The following is an 18,101-nucleotide window of genomic DNA, read 5'->3' as shown; positions in this document are numbered from 1 at the left end:
AAAGATTGTTAACAAATAGGCGAAAGGTTAAGGGTGAAAGGTAAAAGGCAGCCGGTAAAGAGAGGCTTCCGCGAAACCTTTTTTATCATACCTATTCCTCAAAGTTTTTCCGTACTACATTTTCAATCGCCTTGCCCCAAAATTCGCCCAGAACGATGGCTCCCGCTTTGTTGGGATGCAGGTAAAATATACCTTGCCTGCCATTTTCGGGAATCAGCAGCGTAAGGTGATGTTTCTTAAAATATTTGAATGCTTTTTTATCGCCGGTAAAAACGTGTTTAGGGTTAATGGTGACGTAGCTTTGGGTAAGGCTATCTAATTTAGGCGCATAACTTTCCAATCTCGATAGCCCCTCCTGCAGGTATTTTGCCCCGTTTTGGGTGTTAGGGCTGTACCAGATGGGGTGCTGCAATATGACAACAGCTGCCGGGAAATCTGCAAGTAATTTATCGATAATGGTTTTTACATTCTGGATGTAATCGCCCGCAGATACAGGCGCACCATGCGGCCCCTGGATGGCGCTATCATTAGTACCCAGCTTAACCGAAAATATCAGTAACGCGTTTTTATCAGTAAATGCACCGGCTGCTTCTTCCACTTTGGTGAAGGTGTTGGTACCAGGTAAAAAATCAAGGGTGGTGTAGCCACTATGGCCCTGGTTGCTAAACTCAACGGTGCCAAAGTTTTTTTGTTGGCGCAGATACGCAATAGCTGTAGCCGGCGGGGCATCTTCAGGCGTAGCCAGCTGAACGCCCTGTGTTATACTGTTACCAATAAATACAATGTTAAGGTTGGGCTTTTTATCCTGCGCAAACGCGCATGTAATGCCTGTTAAAATTAATACAAAAGCTAAACCAAATCTATTCATGTTACCCAACAACTAAAATGCTTTTCATATCAAACTCTTCACCAATAAACCAATGAACAAGTGAACTAATGAACCCCCATATTCCAAAACATAAAGGCCCATTTATCAACCTGGCCGCTTATTACCTGGGCGGTTGATTGGCCTGCACCATGACCGGCATTGGTTTCAATGCGAATAAGTACCGGCTCGGGGCCTTTTTGGTACTCCTGTAGCCGCGAGCCAAACTTAAAGGAATGAGCAGGGACCACGCGATCGTCATGGTCGGCTGTGGTAACCATTGTTGCCGGGTATTCGCGTGGCATAAGCGCATGGTAGGGCGAGTATTTGTACAGGTAGTCAAACATTTCCTTCGAATCTTCTGCTGTGCCATAATCATAGCTCCAGCCCGCTCCGGCTGTAAACTTATTGTAACGCAACATATCCATAACGCCTACGGCCGGGAATGCTACCTTAAACAAATCCGGGCGCTGGGTAAGCATAGCGCCGATGAGCAGGCCGCCGTTTGAGCCGCCGGATACTGCCAGGTGCTCTTTAGACGTGTATTTGTTTTTGATGAGGTACTCGGCAGCCGCAATAAAATCATCAAAAACGTTTTGTTTTTTCATTTTGATACCCTTTTTATGCCAGGTTTCGCCATACTCGCCGCCGCCGCGCAAATTTGGCACAGCGTAAATGCCACCATGTTCTAAAAGTATAATGTTCGATGTGCTGAATGCCGGTGTTAAACTCACTCCGAAACCGCCGTAGGCATATAACATTAAAGGGTTCTGGCCATTTAGCACCATCCCTTTTTTATAGGTGATGATCATCGGGATTTTGGTTTTATCCTTCGACGCGTAAAACACCTGTTTCGATTCGTACTGTTGGGGATCAAACTGCACGCCCGATTTTTTATAGATACTTGATTGCCCGGTAGCTATATCCAGCTTAAAAATGGTAGGCGGGTATATGTAGCTGGTAAAAGTATAATAGGTTTCCTTTTCTTCTTTTTTGGCGGCAAAGCCACCCGCAGTTCCAACTGATGGGAGGGTGATGGTTCGTTCCAGCTTGCCATCCATGCTGTACTGTTGCACAAAAGAGGTGGCATCTTTAAGGTATTCGGCAAAAATTTTGCCCCCGGCGGTACTGGCTGATAACACATTTTTGGTTTCGGGTATCAAATCTTTCCAATGGGTTATGCCGGGCGTTGCGGCATCAACGGTAACTATTTTAAAATTTGGCGAATAAATGTTGGTTAGGATATACAGCTTGCTGCCCACATTGTCCAATACATTATGCTGGTTGTCAAAATTATCAACCACGGTAACTATAGGGCTATCGGCCTTGCTTAAATCCTGAATGTACAACTCATTGCCGGTGGTTGATGTGGCTGCGGTTATCACCAAAAAGCGTTCATCCTCGGTAAGGTAAGCGCCAATGTACCGGCGTTTGGTTTTCTCTCCGCCAAATATCAGCTTATCGGTACTTTGCGGCGTACCCAGTTTGTGGTAAAACAATTTATGGTACTGCGTTAAGCCCGACAGCTGGCTGCCGGCTTTAGGCTTATCATAGCTGCTGTAATAAAAGCCATCGGTACCTTTCCAGGCAAGGCCGCTAAATTTTACATCGATAAGGGTATCGCCAACCACACTTTTGTCGCTGGTTTTTATCACAATAACCTTGCGCCAGTCTGATCCGCCTTCCGAGATCTGGTAGGCCGCCAGGTCGCCGTTTTTGGTAAAATCGATACCCTGTAAAGATGTAGTTCCGTCGGCCGAAAATTTATTGGGATCTAAAAACACCTCGGGCTTGCCGCTATCGCCAATTTGCCTGTATAAAACTGCCTGGCTTTGCAGGCCGTCGTTTTTATAAAAATAGGTGTACTGCCCCTCTTTAAAAGGGGCGCTGTATTTCTCGTAATTCCACAAAGTTTCCAGCCGTTTGCGGATGTCTTCGCGATAGGGTATCTGTTTCAGGTAATCCTGTGTAACCTTATTTTCTTCTTTTACCCAGGCCTTTGTATCCGGTGCCTGGTCGTTTTCCAGCCAGCGGTAAGGGTCGGGCACCGGGGTACCAAAGTATGTATCAACGGTATCAACCTTTTTTGTTTTGGGGTATGGCAGTGTTTTAATAGTCATTTGTTGCGCGTGGGAATAGCTGTAAAATAAAACAGCTAATGCAAGTAAGCAGGGTGTTCTTTTCATCTCCATTTAAATTACAGGGAACTAAAGATAGTAATTTGCACAACACGGGCACAAACGATTTAGGCCATTAAAGGTTAAAAGTTGTTAATTTTGCCCTTTGCTGCTGTTTAATTGACCGGGGCAAGCTATATTAGCGCCCTGTAACTAAAAGCGACTGTAGCCGTTGCCTTAACTGCGTTTGCGCGGATATGGCATGTATATTATCTGCTGAGGCCTGTTTTTTTAACATAAGCGTCATTGGCTATAATAATGCATTTTTTTAGGCGTTTGCTAAACCAAATAAGCAAGGTTTTGGCAAACCAGATTTATTTTATTAGGACTATTACAACATGAAACAAACTTTTACATTATTGGCTGCAGCTTTTTTTATGCTGATGGCATTTAAATCAAAGGCGCAGGATGTGCAGGATGACGAAACGGTTTCCGAAAAATCTAAAAGTTATTTAAGCCTGGGATTTGGCCAGTCGAGGCCTTATGGCGATTTTAAATCAACTGATTACAGCAACAACAAATCGGGTTTTGCCAAAAAAGGTTTAGTGTATTCTTTAGATGGTGCACATTACTTTTTTAAGCGCGCAGCATTGGGATATACCGTAACTTACCAGGACCAGGGTAATCTTGTTTATGATGACGATCAAAAGATTTCGCAGGGTTATACAGATAGCTACGTAGCCGATGGATCGATAGTTACTGCCAACAAACGCTACCGCAGCCTTAATATATTATTGGGCCCGCAATATACCATTGTATGGCACGCTTTTTCATTCGATTTCAGGGCATCAGCCGGCGCCATTAAAAGTTTTGCCACACCTACCGTTGCTGTGCAGATACAGGGTGTTGACGCGCAAAGCGGCGAATTTTTGCAACACAGTTCAACCAAATTTGCTTTTGCCTACGGAGGCAGCGCGGCTATCCGCTTAAATACCGGTGCAGGATGGGGTTTGTTCCTAAAAGCTAATTATGTTAACTCTGCCGGGCCAAAAATTACTTATACCGATCGTAGTCTTGTATTAGGCCGCACGGTTACCAACCAGGCAATAACCGAGGGACAGGCCATTTTTGGTTTATATAAAGAGTTTTAAAAACAGAGCCAAGAATTAAGAGTCAAGAACCAAGACAGAATAAAAAATAAAAAAGGGATGTTTCATTAATTTGAAACGTCCCTTTTTTATTTAGCGTGATATTTACGGCTTCAATACAAAGACATCGGGACGCGAAGTAATTCTTAAGTTTTCTTTGCGCCTGGCGTCTTTGCGCGATGAAACTAAGCGTTAATAGAAAAACGTTTCGGTTATTATCTTATCGTCTTTTACACCAAAAACAGCTATCTCTGCTAATTGTAGCCTTTGGCCATTTTTCAGCGTCATATCCCGGCCCATGGCTACGCTAAAATAGTTGCCGCCTACCACCGGCTGGCTGCAAAAAAAGCTGTGCACTTCGGCTATAAGTTCCTGCCTGGCTTTCGATTTTGCCAAAACAGCCTCAATACCCTTTGTAACGATGGGCACGCCCATGGCCAGGGCATGTTCCGGTTCGGTACAAACTATGTCGGCACTATACATCTGGTCATAAATTTCTGTTACTTTCCGTTGTTGAAAAAGTTCATTGTAGCTATCAGCTAATTCCTGTGTTGTCATTTTTTCTGATTTTGATGTCACAAAATTAATCGGCCTTATAATACTAAAAGCATCAAATAGTACTATATATTTGCTTATTCGTATCAATTTATAATGGACGCTTTAAGTACAATATTAGATGCAACCAGCCTGCGGAGTGTTGTTTACAGCAAAATCCCGCTTTCGGCCCCCTGGGGGCTGGAGATTGTTAAAGACGATAATTCGCAATTCTGGAGGTTGGTGAGTGGCAGTTGTACCATTGGCACCCCCGACGGCCGTATCATAGAAATGGACGAAGGCGACCTTGTGTTTGTGCCTCATGGCAGTTCCCATTGGATAGCCGATAAACCTACAAGTCTGCGTATGCCATCGCCGGAATTTGTGAAGGCCCGCAGGGCTGGAATACCCGTTTTTAATAGCGGGGGCAATGTAACCACGCTGATAGCGGGCCATTTTGAATTTGATTACCAGGCCTTACATCCCTTTTTAAAAGATTTGCCCGCAGTTATCCATATCAGGCAATATGTAACCGAAAATCAACTGCTGGTAAAGCAGGTTGCACAGTTAATGCTGAACGAACTCAATAACGAAAAACCGGGGAGCAGGGTAATGCTAAAGTGCTTGTCAGAAATTATGTTCGTGAATATCATCAGGGCGTATTTAGAACAGGACGCGCCCCAAAGTGGTTTTCTCTCGGCATTAAATAACCCGAGGATCAGCAAGGCGCTGACATTGATGCAGGACTCGCCCCAAAACAATTGGACACTTGATTCTCTTGCGCAGGAGGTTGGGATGTCGCGGTCTGTTTTCTTTAACCAATTTAAAAAATTAGTGTACGAAACGCCGCTAAGCTACCTTACCAACTGGCGCATAAGGCAAGCTCAAAAGTTGTTGCTGATGGATAAGAACAATGTAGCCCAAATAGCGGCAAATGTGGGTTATCAATCAGAAGCGGCCTTTAACCGTATATTTAAATTAAAAACCGGGCAAACACCTGCAGCCTACCGAAGAAGTAAGCTTAACCGGTAATTTTTCCCGCATGCTTTTTTTTAACTCTTGATTCTAATCTCTTGATTCTTGCACTAATGCACTTCAAATTGTTCCGCGCGGCTAACTACTACTTCGGGTTGATCTTTAAACATTTCGAAAACGCCGGTAACACAAATCGCTTTGCGTTTAATATTAGGGAGGTCTAAGGTCACCTTATTACCCTTTATAGCGATGGTGTATTTTTGATGCGGATAGATACCGCCCATGTTAAGCAGGGTAAGTGTATCGCTTACTATTTTGAGCGAGTAAACGGTATCACACAACGTGCCGGTTTTGCCCAGGCCGGCCTTAAAGTCAGCAGCGTTGAATTTATTTTGCGCTTTTAACGTGCCTGCTAACGCAGTTGCCATTAAAGCGGTTAATATCAGTTTTTTCATATAAACACTAATTTCACGAATGTTTCGAAATAGCACGAATACCAACCTGGTGATTTAAAATTATAAGGACACTAATTTCACAAACAGCGCCTAATCAAAATTCGTAAATTTCGATACAATTGCTAAACACCCTGCAAGTATTCGTGTGAACTGAAATACAATTGCTAAAAGCCCTGCAAATATTCGTGTTTAATCTTCGTCCTCATCAACGTCGGGCGTTAAGCCATCTTCTACATTTAAGGTAAATGCCGATTCGGATGCACGGGTGGCGGCTTCTAAAGCGGCAATATCTGCAACGTCAGTATCTAAACGTTCGTTACCGGTGTCCTGGCCTTCATTTTGTTCGTATTCGTTGCCTGGATCTTTTTCGTCCTGGTTATCGTCAAGATTGGGGTTTTCTGGAAGTGGCATAATGTGGCTGGTTTTTATTGAATAACAGTATTAACGCTCATTAGGTTTTAAATTAAAGTTACATAAATAGCGGCCAAAACAACTTACAATCCGCTGAAATAATATATCCCCGAAAATACGTATTTTTGTGCGTTTTTTGAAGCAAGCCTGTAAACCGACCGAAACGTAACGCCTTTTGTAGCCGGACCATCATCAAGCACAGCTGCTTTGATTAGCTTTTGAATACACCGAATATGTTAGAGAAATTAGAACTGATATTTCAACGCTGGAAAACCGTTGAAGGCGAATTAAGCAATCCTGAAGTAATGCAGGACATGAAACGCTATGCCCAGCTGAATAAAGAATATAAAGACCTTGCTAAAATTGTTGATGAGTATAACATATACCGCAACATTATGAGCAATATTGATAGCAATAAAGAGATCCTGGCTACCGAAAAAGACGAAGAGTTTCGTGAAATGGCCAAAATGGAACTGGATGAGTTATTGGGCAAACAGGAAGAGATGGAAGAATCCATCCGCCTGATGCTGATCCCTAAAGATCCGGAAGATAGTAAAAACGCGATGGTTGAAATTCGGGGTGGTACCGGTGGCGACGAAGCCGCTTTATTTGCCGGCGACCTTTACCGCATGTATATGCGCTATTGCGAAAAACGCGGCTGGAAAACCGAGCTGGTTGATTATACCGAAGGCACCAGCGGCGGCTATAAGGAAATTGTATTTAACGTAATAGCCGAAGACGCTTACGGCACCTTAAAATATGAATCGGGAGTACACCGCGTTCAGCGCGTTCCTGATACTGAAACCCAGGGCCGTGTACATACTTCGGCCGCATCGGTTGTGGTATTGCCCGAAGTTGATGAGTTTGATATCGACCTGCAGGTTAGTGATATCCGCAAGGATTTATTCTGCGCATCGGGCCCGGGTGGTCAATCGGTAAATACTACTTACTCGGCCGTAAGGCTAACCCACTTGCCTACCGGTATTGTGGCGCAGTGCCAGGACCAAAAATCGCAATTAAAAAACTACGATAAAGCATTACAGGTGTTACGCTCACGCGTGTACGAAATGGAGCTGCAAAAGCACCTGGAAGAAACATCCAAAAAGCGCAAAACCATGGTATCAACCGGCGACAGGTCGGCCAAGGTACGTACCTACAACTACCCGCAGGGCCGCTTAACAGAACACCGCATCGGGCTTACCATATACAACCTGCCCGGCGTATTAAACGGCGACTTACAGGAGATAATGGAAGCTTTACAGTTTGCAGAAAATGCCGAGAAACTGAAAGAAGGAACCGTAGTTTAAAGTTAAAGGAGAAAGGTCAAAGGCAAAAGGTTTGCTTTAAATCATATCAAAAGGCTTTTAGCAATATGCTAAAGGCCTTTCTTTTTTTGCGGAACCTTTTAGGGTTTTCACTATCTTTAGTAAACACTACAACTATGGACGAACCAGAAAAACTCGATCGTATTATTGAGGCCCGCATGAAACTTAAAGCCCGGTTTGAGGAAAAGATTAGGCTTACGCCATCGGTAGCCGACGACAAACCCCGCGGTACCGGTGCACCAAACAGGCATGGCATGCCGACTATCCCCATAGGTCAAACGGTTACTGTTAAATGGCCTGTGCTTGATTTGGGGTACCAACCCAATATACCAACCGAAAAATGGAGGCTGACTATTGATGGCGCCGTTGACAACCCGGTTAAGCTTACCTGGAAACAGTTTTTAGATTTACCCCAAACCAAAGACACCTCCGATTTTCATTGTGTAACCACCTGGTCCAAATTAAATATGCCATGGAAGGGTGTAAGCCTGCTTGATATTGCGGCATTGGTGCACCCCAAAGAAAACGCCACGCATATCATGTGCTACGGGTACGATACGTATAGCACAAATATATCTTTAGAAGAAGCCCTTAAACCCGATGTTTTATTGGTGCATACTTTTGAGGGCCAGCCCTTGCCGATAGAACACGGCGGCCCGGTACGCATGATTACACCCCAGCTTTATGCCTGGAAAGGTTCAAAGTGGATAAAACGGATTGAGTTTTTAACCGAAAACAAATTAGGTTTCTGGGAGGACCGCGGCTATTCAAACACGGCCTATCCCTGGCGAAACGACAGGTATAGCGATTAGCAGAAAGCTACCGTTTTGCCAAATAGCTTTCGGCCTTGTGCTTTTTGCTTTAAGCTTCTACGGTTTCGCTGTAATTTTTGCCGATTGCTCCAACTCACTGCTTACCGAATCGTCAAAATACAGGCGATAAATTACCCATTCGTTTTTAGGCTTGTAAAACATAAATGTAAACCGCAGCGGTTGGTTTTGATGTTTTACCAGGTAACTGTATAATACCAGGCTATTGGATGCTTTACGCTGAACGATAAGATCTTTACCGGTATAAGCGCCGATAAGGCTTCGGGTAGTATCTATTTTTGAAATAAGCTTAACCAGGCTATTTGAATCTATAAGCGGATTGGTTTTAAATATATCAATCATCGCTTTTGTGGTGCTCTCTTTATCGTAACTCCTGAAAAACTTTTCTATAAGAGTTGTTGGCGCTATAATTCCTGCTGCTGTTGGCGTTTTCACGGCAGCTTCAGGTTTTGCTGTTGTAGCTGTGGGTTTGGTTTGTGCTGATACATTGTTGCCGATAGCGCCTGCAAGCACAATTAAAACTATAAGCCTTGTAGCTTTAAAACGGGGGTTTTGCATACTGATGGTATTTGTGTGCCTAAAATAGGGAATTTATACAAAAAGCCACCAAACTGCTTGTTATATAAATACACTTGATGGCACATTTGTCAGCACTTATCAGGGTAACTGAAATAGAATTTTAAGCTTACTATCCATATCAGTAAGTTCATTCGCCGAAAGTCTGCCTAAGAGCCCCTTTGCTAACGACCTGTCAAGGGTAGCAATTTTGCTTGTCCTGATAAGAGATTGCTTCCTTAATCCATTAGATGGATGTGGCATCATCACGGTGTCGGTCGGTTCCTGCCAGCCGGTTTGCGTTGTAATAAAGCAAACGGTTAGATCAAGGTTGGTGTTAGCGAGTACCACAGCAGGCCTTAATTTACTGCCGCTAAGGTTTGTAAAAGGAAAGGTAATAAGCACAATGTCATCTTTAGCCATTGTAAACCTCTTTTAAATCTACTACAGAATATAGTTCTTCCTCGTTATTTAAAAAATCAAAAGTGTTACTGTCGGCGGCAAGTTTTTGTATGCCGTGAGTTAATTGGTGTTCCTCGTAACGTTTACTTACAAAGTCTGCAAAGTCAGAAATTTCTTCTGCTTTGTCCTCGGGCAGTTGGTTAATTGCTTTAACTGTGCGCTCGATGATTGCCTGTCTTGTCATGTCCCAATGGTTTATTTTCAAATATAAGAAATTATGCACATTAAGACTGCTACGGTAATATATACAATCAGGGAAATTACTTCAAAAACTTGATGCAGAAAGAAAAGCAAGTCGGGGCAAGAGATGCATTTGAAGTTTGGTTCTACAGATATTTATCTAAATTCTCTTATGCCTCGTGGGGGCTACCTATTTCAGCATTTATTACAATTATATAAATATGCTACTCCATAATGGGCTACGCTACTGTGAATTAACCTGGCGTATCGACACAGGGAGTGTTAAAAATACACTTCAGCGTAGTGAAAAAGATAAATTCCTAACAATCAAGCCAAAAAATTAAAAATAAATTCATTTTACAGCAAATAAAATACAAAATCATTTGAAAAAAGAATAATTATGTGTTAAATTCGCAATAATGGCACTCATAAAAAAAATATTCTTCGTATTATTTTTTTTCCAGCTTTCTATAGCTGCGTCTGCCAATGCGGATACAATTTTAAAACATTATAACCGATGGGGTTCAACAGCCGACGATATCTCCAGGCTGCACCACAACCTTATTAACATTGCCCAGCAACAGGAAGTAAGCGACGACACTTCGGAATCCGGCAGCAACCAAAACAATCGTGCCTGCGTTTACGTAAGGTTTGTGCATATCCGTACCAACTATTCGGCAATTTTACAGCCGGCCAATCAATTGTTGCCGGGCATAGTTGCAAGCTTAATAAAGCTGGAACCTAAGCAAAATATTGTCAGGGAAGCCTTTCTTCCGGCATATTATAGCTTCCTGTTCCGGCTAAGTCCCTTCTGATCTTTTTTTTCTGATGCGATGCACCTACCCCGGTGCATGATAACCTCTATTTAAAGAATTAATAACATAGCCATTTTGGTACGTGAGTGTTACCACTATGCTTATAAAGCAATCTTAAAATGAAAACATTTAAAGCAATACTGCCTTTGCTGGCAATCATAACAGCGATATACGTCACGGGGTGCTCCTCAAAAGCACAAACCACGCAAGACGATGCCACCGACACCCTACAATTACCTATACTTATCTTAACCACGCGCGATACGGTTATCCAAAAGCCTTATGTTGCCGATATCCAGGCATTAAAAAACATTGATATCCGTTCGCGCGTTCGTGGTTTTTTAGAAAAAGTTTTTATCGACGAAGGCGCGTCGGTACAAAAAGGCCAGCTGCTTTTTAAACTCAACGACCAGGAGTTTAAGGTAAACCTCACCAAGGCCAAAGCAACCTTAAGTAATGCTGTTGCTGCCGCCAAGGCAACCGCCCTGGAGGTTGACCGTGTTAAAATGCTGGTTGATAAAAAAGTGATCTCCAAATCGGAACTGGACGTAGCCGAATCAAAGCTGAGCGCCGATAAGGCAACCATTGAAGAGGCCCGCTCCATGGTGCAAAGCGCCGAAGACCAGCTGGCCTATACCTACATCCATGCACCGTTTGATGGCATTGTGGATAGGATCCCCCTTAAGTCGGGCAGTTTGATTGATGAGGGCACGCTGCTCACCAGCCTGTCTGATATCAGCTCGATGTACGCGTACTTCAGCTTCCCCGAAAATGAATACCTGCAATACGTTCGTAAACGCAAAACCGCACCCGGCAAAACAAGCGACAAGGTGCGGCTGGTACTGGCCGATGGCCTCGATTTTCCGTACGAGGGCGATATTGAAACCGTTGAAGCAGAAATTGAACAAAAAACCGGTTCTATTAATTTCAGGGCTCGCTTTCCCAACCCGCAAAAGCTTCTGAAGCATGGCGCCACCGGCAAGCTATTTATATCAACAAGGGCCGATAACGTGGTTATGGTGCCGCAACAATCGGTATTTGATATCCAGGATAAAAGCTATGTTTATTTAGTTGATAAAAACAACCAGCTGCACATGCGTGCTTTTGTACCGCAAACCCGTTTTTCTAACTACTATATCGTAAAAGATGGCTTAAAGCCCGGCGACAAAATACTGCTGGAGGGCACCCAGAATGTACGCGACGGAATGATCATTAAACCAAGAAAACTCAGCAGGGATTCGCTGCTTGCTATGAAGTAGTTTTTCAAGTCTTTAGTCTTAAGTAGCGGGCCTGAAGTTTTATACGCGAAGCTTTAAGCCTGAAACTATGGCCATGGGCTTTTTTGACTCAAAACTTAAGACTTAGAACTCAAGACTTAGTTTATTGTATACAAACCCTCACTCGCTATGTTCGAAACATTTATAAAGCGACCGGTGCTGTCGCTTGTGATATCTTTAATAATTACCCTGCTGGGCGTGCTGGCATTAATTACTTTGCCGGTTACCCAGTTCCCTGATATTGTGCCCCCATCGGTAACCGTTACCGCCAACTATACCGGTGCGAACGCCGAGGTTTGCGCTAAGGCCGTGGCTACACCGCTTGAACGCGCCATTAACGGTGTGCCGGGCATGACTTATATGACCACCGTTTGCAGCAACGACGGGCTTACGGTGATACAGATTTATTTTAACGTTGGGGTCGATCCCGACCAGGCTGCGGTAAACGTACAAGGCCGAGTTGCCACTATTATTGACGAGATGCCCGAAGAGGTGATTAAAGCCGGGGTAACTACCGAAAAAGAGGTGAACAGTATGCTGATGTACCTGAACATCATCAGCGAAGACCCCGGCATGGACGAGAAATTCATTTACAACTTTACCGACATCAACGTACTACAGGAACTTAAACGTATTGACGGCGTTGGCCGTGCCGAAATTATGGGCGCAAAGGAATATTCTATGCGGGTTTGGTTAAAGCCCGATAGGATGATGGCTTACAAGGTATCTACCGATGATGTTATTGATGCCATTCGCGCGCAAAACGTGGAAGCCGCGCCGGGTAAAACCGGGCAAAGCTCAGATAAATCGCCGCAAATGCTGCAATATGTTTTGCGCTATCCGGGTAAGTTTTTTGAGCCCAAACAATATGAAAACATTGTTATCCGTGCCGAAGAAGGCGGCTCTGTATTAAAACTGAAAGAAATTGCCGATGTTGAATTTGGCTCGCTTACCTACAGCATGGTATCCAATACCGATGGTAAGCCATCAGCATCTATCATGATAAAACAACGCCCAGGCTCAAATGCGCGGGATGTTATCAACAACATTAAAACACGCATGGCCGAGCTTAAGAAAAGTTCGTTCCCGGCAGGCATGAGTTTTAATGTTAATTACGATGTGTCGCGTTTTTTGGATGCATCTATCCATGAAGTGCTGCGCACCCTTGTAGAGGCTTTTATATTGGTATTTATTGTAGTGTTCATTTTCCTGCAGGATTTCCGCTCAACATTAATACCTGCTTTGGCTGTACCCGTGGCGCTAATTGGTTCGCTTTTTTTTATGCAGTTGCTGGGCTTCTCCATCAACCTGCTTACACTGTTCGCGCTGGTGCTGGCTATCGGTATTGTGGTGGATAATGCCATTGTGGTGGTTGAGGCCGTACACGTAAAAATGACCGAAGAGCATATGAACGCTATGGATGCCACCATACAGGCCATGAAAGAGATCAGCGGGGCTATTGTAGCCATTACGCTGGTTATGTCGGCAGTATTTGTGCCGGTAGCGTTCATGTCGGGGCCGGTTGGGGTATTTTATCGCCAGTTTTCGCTTACGCTGGCCATCTCAATTGTGATATCAGGCGTGAATGCTTTAACACTTACCCCCGCACTTTGCGCCATTATGCTAAAGCATAACCCCGTGCCTAAAAAGAAAAGCCTAACCCAACGCTTTTTTACCGGCTTTAATAAACGCTATGATGGCCTGCAAAACAAGTACTCGGGCTTCATGACCTTCCTGTCGCCACGCAAAGGAATAACTATTGCCTTGCTGATGGGCTTTTTTGTGCTTACGTGGGGCACCAGCGCTATATTACCAACAGGCTTTATCCCTACCGAAGACCAGGGGATGATTTACGTAAACGTAACCACACCAGCCGGCGCAACAGTTGAGCGTACCGAGCAGGTTTTAAAAGAGATAGCAAGTAAAACCAAAAGCATCAAGGCAATTGAGTCGGTATCCACTTTATCGGGGTATAGCTTGGTAAACGAAATTGCGGGTGCATCCTACGGCATGGCCATGATTAACCTGAAACCATGGGATGAGCGCAAGGAATCGTTAGAAGATATTATTGCCACGCTGACAGCAAAAACCAAAAACATAGGCGATGCATCAATCCAGTATTTTCCGCCGCCAACGGTTCCGGGCTTTGGTAACTCCAGCGGTTTCGAGATCAGGGTACTTGACCGCTCCGGGCAGGGCGATCTGCAAAAAGCAGCCAAAGTAACTAAGGATTTTGTGGACGCGCTAAATGCCTCGCCCGAAATTTCGGGCGCGTTTACCAGTTTCGATCCAAATTTTCCGCAGTACATGATCTCCGTCGATCAGCAAACAGCGGCCCAAAAGGGAATTACGGTTGATAAAGCGATGTCGACCCTGCAAACCTTAATGGGCAGTTTTTATGCATCCAACTTTATCCGCTTCGGGCAAATGTATAAAGTGATGGTGCAGGCCGCGCCCGAGTACCGCGCCCGGCCCGAGGATGTTTTAAACCTGCAGGTTAAAAACGATAGGGGCGAAATGGTGCCATTTTCCACTTTTGTTAAAATGGAAAAAGTATTTGGCCCCGAGCAGCTTACCCGCTACAACATGTACACATCGGCCATGGTTACCGGCGATGCGGCTAAAGGTTTCAGCAGCGGCGATGCCAACGCCGCTATTGAACGGATAGCCAAACAAAAGCTACCCAAGGGTTATACCTTTGAATGGTCGGGGATGACGAGGGAACAGATCTTATCGGGCAACCAGGCTATTTACATTTTCATCATCTGTTTAATATTTGTTTACCTGTTGCTGGCCGCACAGTACGAAAGCTTTTTGTTGCCGCTGCCTGTTATCCTATCGTTACCTACCGGTATTTTCGGCGCTTTTTTCTTTTTAAAGATAACCGGGCTCGAAAACAATATTTACGCGCAGGTGGCCCTGGTAATGCTCATTGGCTTGCTGGGCAAAAACGCCATCCTGATAGTAGAATTCGCCATCCAGCGGCAAAAAGAGGGCTTAACCATAGTTAAAGCGGCTATTGAAGGCGCTGTATCCCGCTTACGGCCTATCCTGATGACATCGCTGGCCTTTATTGCCGGCTTAATTCCATTATGTATTGCCGATGGTGCGGGGGCCATGGGCAACCGGTCGATAGGTACTGCGGCGGCAGGAGGAATGCTGATGGGAACCATCTTCGGTGTAATATTAATACCCGGCCTGTATGTAATATTTGCCGGATTAGCAGCGCGTAAACATAAAACGCCCGAAGAGCCGCTTACCGAAATGCACCATGAAATGGAAATTGTTAACTAATGAAAAAGCTACCCATGCTAAAAAAAGCAAATTTATATATCCTGAATACCGCGTTTTTATTGATTTTAATGGCTGGCTGCAAAACTTATAAGCCCGTTACGGGTTCGGATGCAGCCGCTAATTTACCCGGCACCTTTGGCAGCAGCAAGGATACTATAACCATAGCAGCCCTACCCATCAGCCAGTTTTTTGGCGATCAAAAACTCATCAGCCTTATTGATACCGCGCTAAAGGCCAGCCCGGATATACTCACGGCATTGCAACGCGTAGAAGCATCGCGTGCCAACCTCAGGTTCAGCGCGTCGAAATTATTACCAACCGTTAATATCGCGGCCAATGTCGGGCTGGAAAAATATGGTGATTATACGCAAAACGGCGTTGGTAATTACGATACCAATTTTTCGCAAAACATTAATGGCAACCAGCACATCCCAAACCCAACGCCCAATTATTTCCTGGGTTTTCAAAGTTCATGGGAGGTTGACCTGTGGGGTAAATTAGGTAACCAAAAAAAGGCCGCCTTTGCCCGTTTCCTGGCCAGCCAAAGCGGGTACCGGCTAATTACAACCCAGCTTACGGCACAAATAGCCGGGCTATATTACCAGTTGCTGGCGCTTGATGCAGAGTTGGCTATCATCAAAAAAAACATAGCGCTACAGGATAATGCGCTGGAAATTGTAAAAATTCAAAAACTGGGCGGCCGGGCTACCGAGCTTGCCGTACAGCAATTTGAGGCCCAATTGGCGCGGACCAAAGGCCTGCAATACACAACCCTGCAGCAAATAACCGAAACCGAAAACCATCTCAATTTTTTATCGGGTAGTTTTAAAGGAAAAATCACAAGGGATACGTCTATCATGAAAATCGCCTTGCCGGTAATTATTGGAGCGGGCGTGCCGTCACAGTTATTACTTAACCGTCCTGATATCCGCGCTGCCGAGCTGGAACTAACGGCCATGAATGCCGATATTAAAACGGCCAGGGCCAGCTTTTTCCCTACACTTACCTTAACGCCGTACGCGGGCTATAACAGCTTTAACGCGGGTTTGCTATTTAACCCCGGCTCGTTTACCTATGGGTTGATTGGCGGGCTTACAGCGCCTGTATTCAACCGCAAGGGCATAAATGCGGAATATGAACGTACCATTGCCGAAGAAAAGATAGCGGTTTATAATTACCAGAAAACTATCCTATCGGGTTTCCAGGAGGTTAATAACAACCTGAGCGGCATCAGCAATTACAAACAGGCTTTTGAATTTAAACAACAGGAGTTGCAAGCGCTCAATAACGCCCTATCGGTAGCTAATGATCTTTACCTGGTTGGCCGCGCCAATTACCTCGAGATTATTACCGCCCAACGCAGTGTACTGGATGCCGAACTGGAACTAACCAACATTAAGCGAAATATATTTCTAAGCTCGGTGAATTTGTACCAGGCGGTAGGTGGAGGGTGGCGGTAGGCTATTTAGCTGTGTAAATTGCGTTGAGGTGAAAAACTACTCTAACCAAGCTGCCCTCATAAAATATCAAATTTCCCTGTCATCCTTCGTACCCACCCATGACATGTTATAAATAACCCCTTTGTCATTCTGAACGGAGTGAAGAATTTGTTAACCGACATGCATCGCCGACGGAAAAGTTCGCGAATAGATCCTTCACTACGTTCAGGATGACAATCCTCTTATTGAGGACGTTGCCGTTGCTGTCTTTTACGGTTGATCCTTCTATTGTGTATTTGTTTTAAAGCAAAAAGCCCGATACAAATACCGGGCTTTTTGATATTATTTAAATTTTAAAAGCAACAAGAAAAACCCTGTCAATCCTTAAATCGTGTAATTACTTAGTAACGTACATTACCTCTTTAACAGCTTTAACAACCCTTTCAGGGTTTGGCAGGTATTCCTGTATTAAAGTTGGCGCATAAGGCAACGGAACATCGCCACCCATAATACGCAGTATAGGCGCATCAAGGTAATCAAAAGCATCTTTTTGCACTTTAAAGGCAACCTCGGTAGCAATTGAACCCAAAGGCCAGCTTTCTTCAATAATTACCAAACGGTTTGTTTTTTTTACCGAATTGATCACAGTTTCGTAATCGATAGGGCGCACAGTACGTAAATCTATCACTTCGGCGTTGATGCCTTCTTTTGCCAATTCGGCAGCAGCGGCAATAACCACTTTCATGATCTTACCGAAACCTACCAAAGTTACATCGGTACCTTCTGTTACCACTTTGGCTTTACCCAATGGGATATAGTATGTTTCTTCCGGCACTTCGCCTTTATCGCCATACATCAATTCCGATTCCATGAAAATAACCGGATCGGGATCCAATATTGCAGATTTTAATAAGCCTTTTGCATCGTAAGGGTTTGATGGAACAACAACCTTCAAACCCGGGCAGTTGGCATACCAGTTTTCGAAGCATTGTGAGTGCTGCGAACTAAGCATACCCGCATTACCGGTTGGGCCACGGAAAACGATTGGTACAGAAAACTGGCCACCGCTCATCGACATGATTTTGGCCGCACCATTGATGATCTGATCGATAGCCACTAACGAAAAGTTAAAGGTCATGAACTCGATGATCGGGCGTAAGCCATTCATAGCCGAACCGATGCCAATACCGGCAAAGCCTAATTCAGAGATGGGCGTATCAATAACGCGTTTAGCACCAAATTCATCTAGCATACCCTGGCTTACTTTGTAGGCACCATTATATTCGGCAACCTCTTCACCCATCAGGTATATATTTCCGTCGTTGCGCATTTCTTCGACCATGGCCTCACGTAGCGCTTCTCTGAATTGTATTTCTCTCATTATATTGTATAAAATGATGTTTTTTGCGACCGCAAATA

17 protein-coding genes are annotated in these 18,101 nt (G+C 44.4%); 8 read left to right on the top strand and 9 right to left on the bottom strand.

Annotated features, from left to right (window positions below; genetic code table 11):
* Positions 1 to 91: 91 nt before the first annotated feature.
* A complete protein-coding gene (locus tag BMX56_RS20055) occupies positions 92 to 868 on the bottom strand; it encodes a GDSL-type esterase/lipase family protein (protein ID WP_090651461.1) in 777 nt (258 codons plus the stop codon).
* 65 nt (positions 869 to 933) lie between these two features.
* Positions 934 to 3,051, bottom strand: coding sequence for a prolyl oligopeptidase family serine peptidase (locus BMX56_RS20050; RefSeq protein ID WP_090651460.1), 2,118 nt, complete (start codon positions 3,049 to 3,051; stop codon positions 934 to 936).
* Between the two features lie 329 nt (positions 3,052 to 3,380).
* On the opposite strand from BMX56_RS20050, the gene BMX56_RS20045 reads away from it, so the two are divergent.
* A complete protein-coding gene (locus BMX56_RS20045; RefSeq protein ID WP_090651459.1) occupies positions 3,381 to 4,133 on the top strand; it encodes a hypothetical protein in 753 nt (250 codons plus the stop codon).
* A 189-nt stretch (positions 4,134 to 4,322) separates the two neighbouring features.
* Here the strand turns inward: BMX56_RS20045 and BMX56_RS20040 are convergent, their stop codons facing one another.
* Positions 4,323 to 4,688, bottom strand: coding sequence for a SnoaL-like domain-containing protein (locus tag BMX56_RS20040; RefSeq protein ID WP_090651458.1), 366 nt, complete (start codon positions 4,686 to 4,688; stop codon positions 4,323 to 4,325).
* 93 nt (positions 4,689 to 4,781) lie between these two features.
* Between BMX56_RS20040 and BMX56_RS20035 the strand changes: the two genes are divergently transcribed.
* Positions 4,782 to 5,696: an AraC family transcriptional regulator gene (locus tag BMX56_RS20035; RefSeq protein WP_090651457.1), complete on the top strand. Its 915-nt coding sequence runs from the start codon at positions 4,782 to 4,784 to the stop codon at positions 5,694 to 5,696.
* A 53-nt stretch (positions 5,697 to 5,749) separates the two neighbouring features.
* On the opposite strand, the gene BMX56_RS20030 is transcribed toward BMX56_RS20035, so the two are convergent.
* The gene (locus BMX56_RS20030) at positions 5,750 to 6,094 is read right to left on the bottom strand and encodes a hypothetical protein (protein WP_090651456.1); all 345 of its coding nucleotides are present in this window, start codon (positions 6,092 to 6,094) and stop codon (positions 5,750 to 5,752) included.
* Between the two features lie 189 nt (positions 6,095 to 6,283).
* Positions 6,284 to 6,505: a hypothetical protein gene (locus BMX56_RS20025; RefSeq protein ID WP_090651455.1), complete on the bottom strand. Its 222-nt coding sequence runs from the start codon at positions 6,503 to 6,505 to the stop codon at positions 6,284 to 6,286.
* Positions 6,506 to 6,738: 233 nt separating this feature from the next.
* Between BMX56_RS20025 and prfA the strand changes: the two genes are divergently transcribed.
* Both prfA and BMX56_RS20015 read left to right on the top strand, forming a co-directional pair.
* Positions 6,739 to 7,812 (top strand): peptide chain release factor 1, encoded by a 1,074-nt coding sequence (gene prfA, locus BMX56_RS20020; protein WP_090651454.1) that lies wholly within the window; start codon positions 6,739 to 6,741, stop codon positions 7,810 to 7,812.
* 134 nt (positions 7,813 to 7,946) lie between these two features.
* On the top strand, positions 7,947 to 8,642 hold the full coding sequence (locus BMX56_RS20015) for a molybdopterin-dependent oxidoreductase (RefSeq protein ID WP_090651638.1): 696 nt from the start codon (positions 7,947 to 7,949) through the stop codon (positions 8,640 to 8,642).
* 57 nt (positions 8,643 to 8,699) lie between these two features.
* Here BMX56_RS20015 and BMX56_RS20010 read toward each other — a convergent pair whose 3' ends face one another.
* The 3 genes from BMX56_RS20010 to BMX56_RS20000 all read right to left on the bottom strand — a co-directional run bounded on the left by BMX56_RS20010 (position 8,700) and on the right by BMX56_RS20000 (position 9,861).
* A complete protein-coding gene (locus BMX56_RS20010; RefSeq protein ID WP_090651453.1) occupies positions 8,700 to 9,218 on the bottom strand; it encodes a hypothetical protein in 519 nt (172 codons plus the stop codon).
* A 99-nt stretch (positions 9,219 to 9,317) separates the two neighbouring features.
* Complete coding sequence (locus BMX56_RS20005; protein WP_090651452.1) at positions 9,318 to 9,638, bottom strand: type II toxin-antitoxin system PemK/MazF family toxin; 321 nt, start codon at positions 9,636 to 9,638, stop codon at positions 9,318 to 9,320.
* Positions 9,631 to 9,861 (bottom strand): hypothetical protein, encoded by a 231-nt coding sequence (locus BMX56_RS20000; RefSeq protein ID WP_090651451.1) that lies wholly within the window; start codon positions 9,859 to 9,861, stop codon positions 9,631 to 9,633. The genes BMX56_RS20005 and BMX56_RS20000 overlap by 8 nt, the downstream gene beginning before the upstream one ends.
* A gap of 415 nt (positions 9,862 to 10,276) precedes the next feature.
* On the opposite strand from BMX56_RS20000, the gene BMX56_RS19995 reads away from it, so the two are divergent.
* The 4 genes from BMX56_RS19995 to BMX56_RS30540 all read left to right on the top strand — a co-directional run bounded on the left by BMX56_RS19995 (position 10,277) and on the right by BMX56_RS30540 (position 16,703).
* Entirely contained in the window at positions 10,277 to 10,672 is a 396-nt protein-coding gene (locus BMX56_RS19995) for a hypothetical protein (protein ID WP_090651450.1), read from the top strand.
* A gap of 119 nt (positions 10,673 to 10,791) precedes the next feature.
* The gene (locus tag BMX56_RS19990) at positions 10,792 to 11,931 is read left to right on the top strand and encodes an efflux RND transporter periplasmic adaptor subunit (RefSeq protein ID WP_090651449.1); all 1,140 of its coding nucleotides are present in this window, start codon (positions 10,792 to 10,794) and stop codon (positions 11,929 to 11,931) included.
* Positions 11,932 to 12,078: 147 nt separating this feature from the next.
* Positions 12,079 to 15,243: an efflux RND transporter permease subunit gene (locus BMX56_RS19985; protein WP_090651448.1), complete on the top strand. Its 3,165-nt coding sequence runs from the start codon at positions 12,079 to 12,081 to the stop codon at positions 15,241 to 15,243.
* A complete protein-coding gene (locus BMX56_RS30540) occupies positions 15,243 to 16,703 on the top strand; it encodes a TolC family protein (protein ID WP_090651447.1) in 1,461 nt (486 codons plus the stop codon). The genes BMX56_RS19985 and BMX56_RS30540 overlap by 1 nt, the downstream gene beginning before the upstream one ends.
* A 376-nt stretch (positions 16,704 to 17,079) precedes the next feature.
* Here the strand turns inward: BMX56_RS30540 and BMX56_RS19975 are convergent, their stop codons facing one another.
* The gene (locus BMX56_RS19975; RefSeq protein ID WP_090651446.1) at positions 17,080 to 18,063 is read right to left on the bottom strand and encodes a pyruvate dehydrogenase complex E1 component subunit beta; all 984 of its coding nucleotides are present in this window, start codon (positions 18,061 to 18,063) and stop codon (positions 17,080 to 17,082) included.
* Positions 18,064 to 18,101 lie beyond the last annotated feature (38 nt).

Source organism: Mucilaginibacter sp. OK283 (genome assembly GCF_900110415.1).
Lineage (GTDB): Bacteria > Bacteroidota > Bacteroidia > Sphingobacteriales > Sphingobacteriaceae > Mucilaginibacter.
Note: the sequence above shows the minus strand (reverse complement) of the source record. Positions and strands in the feature narration are given on the sequence as shown.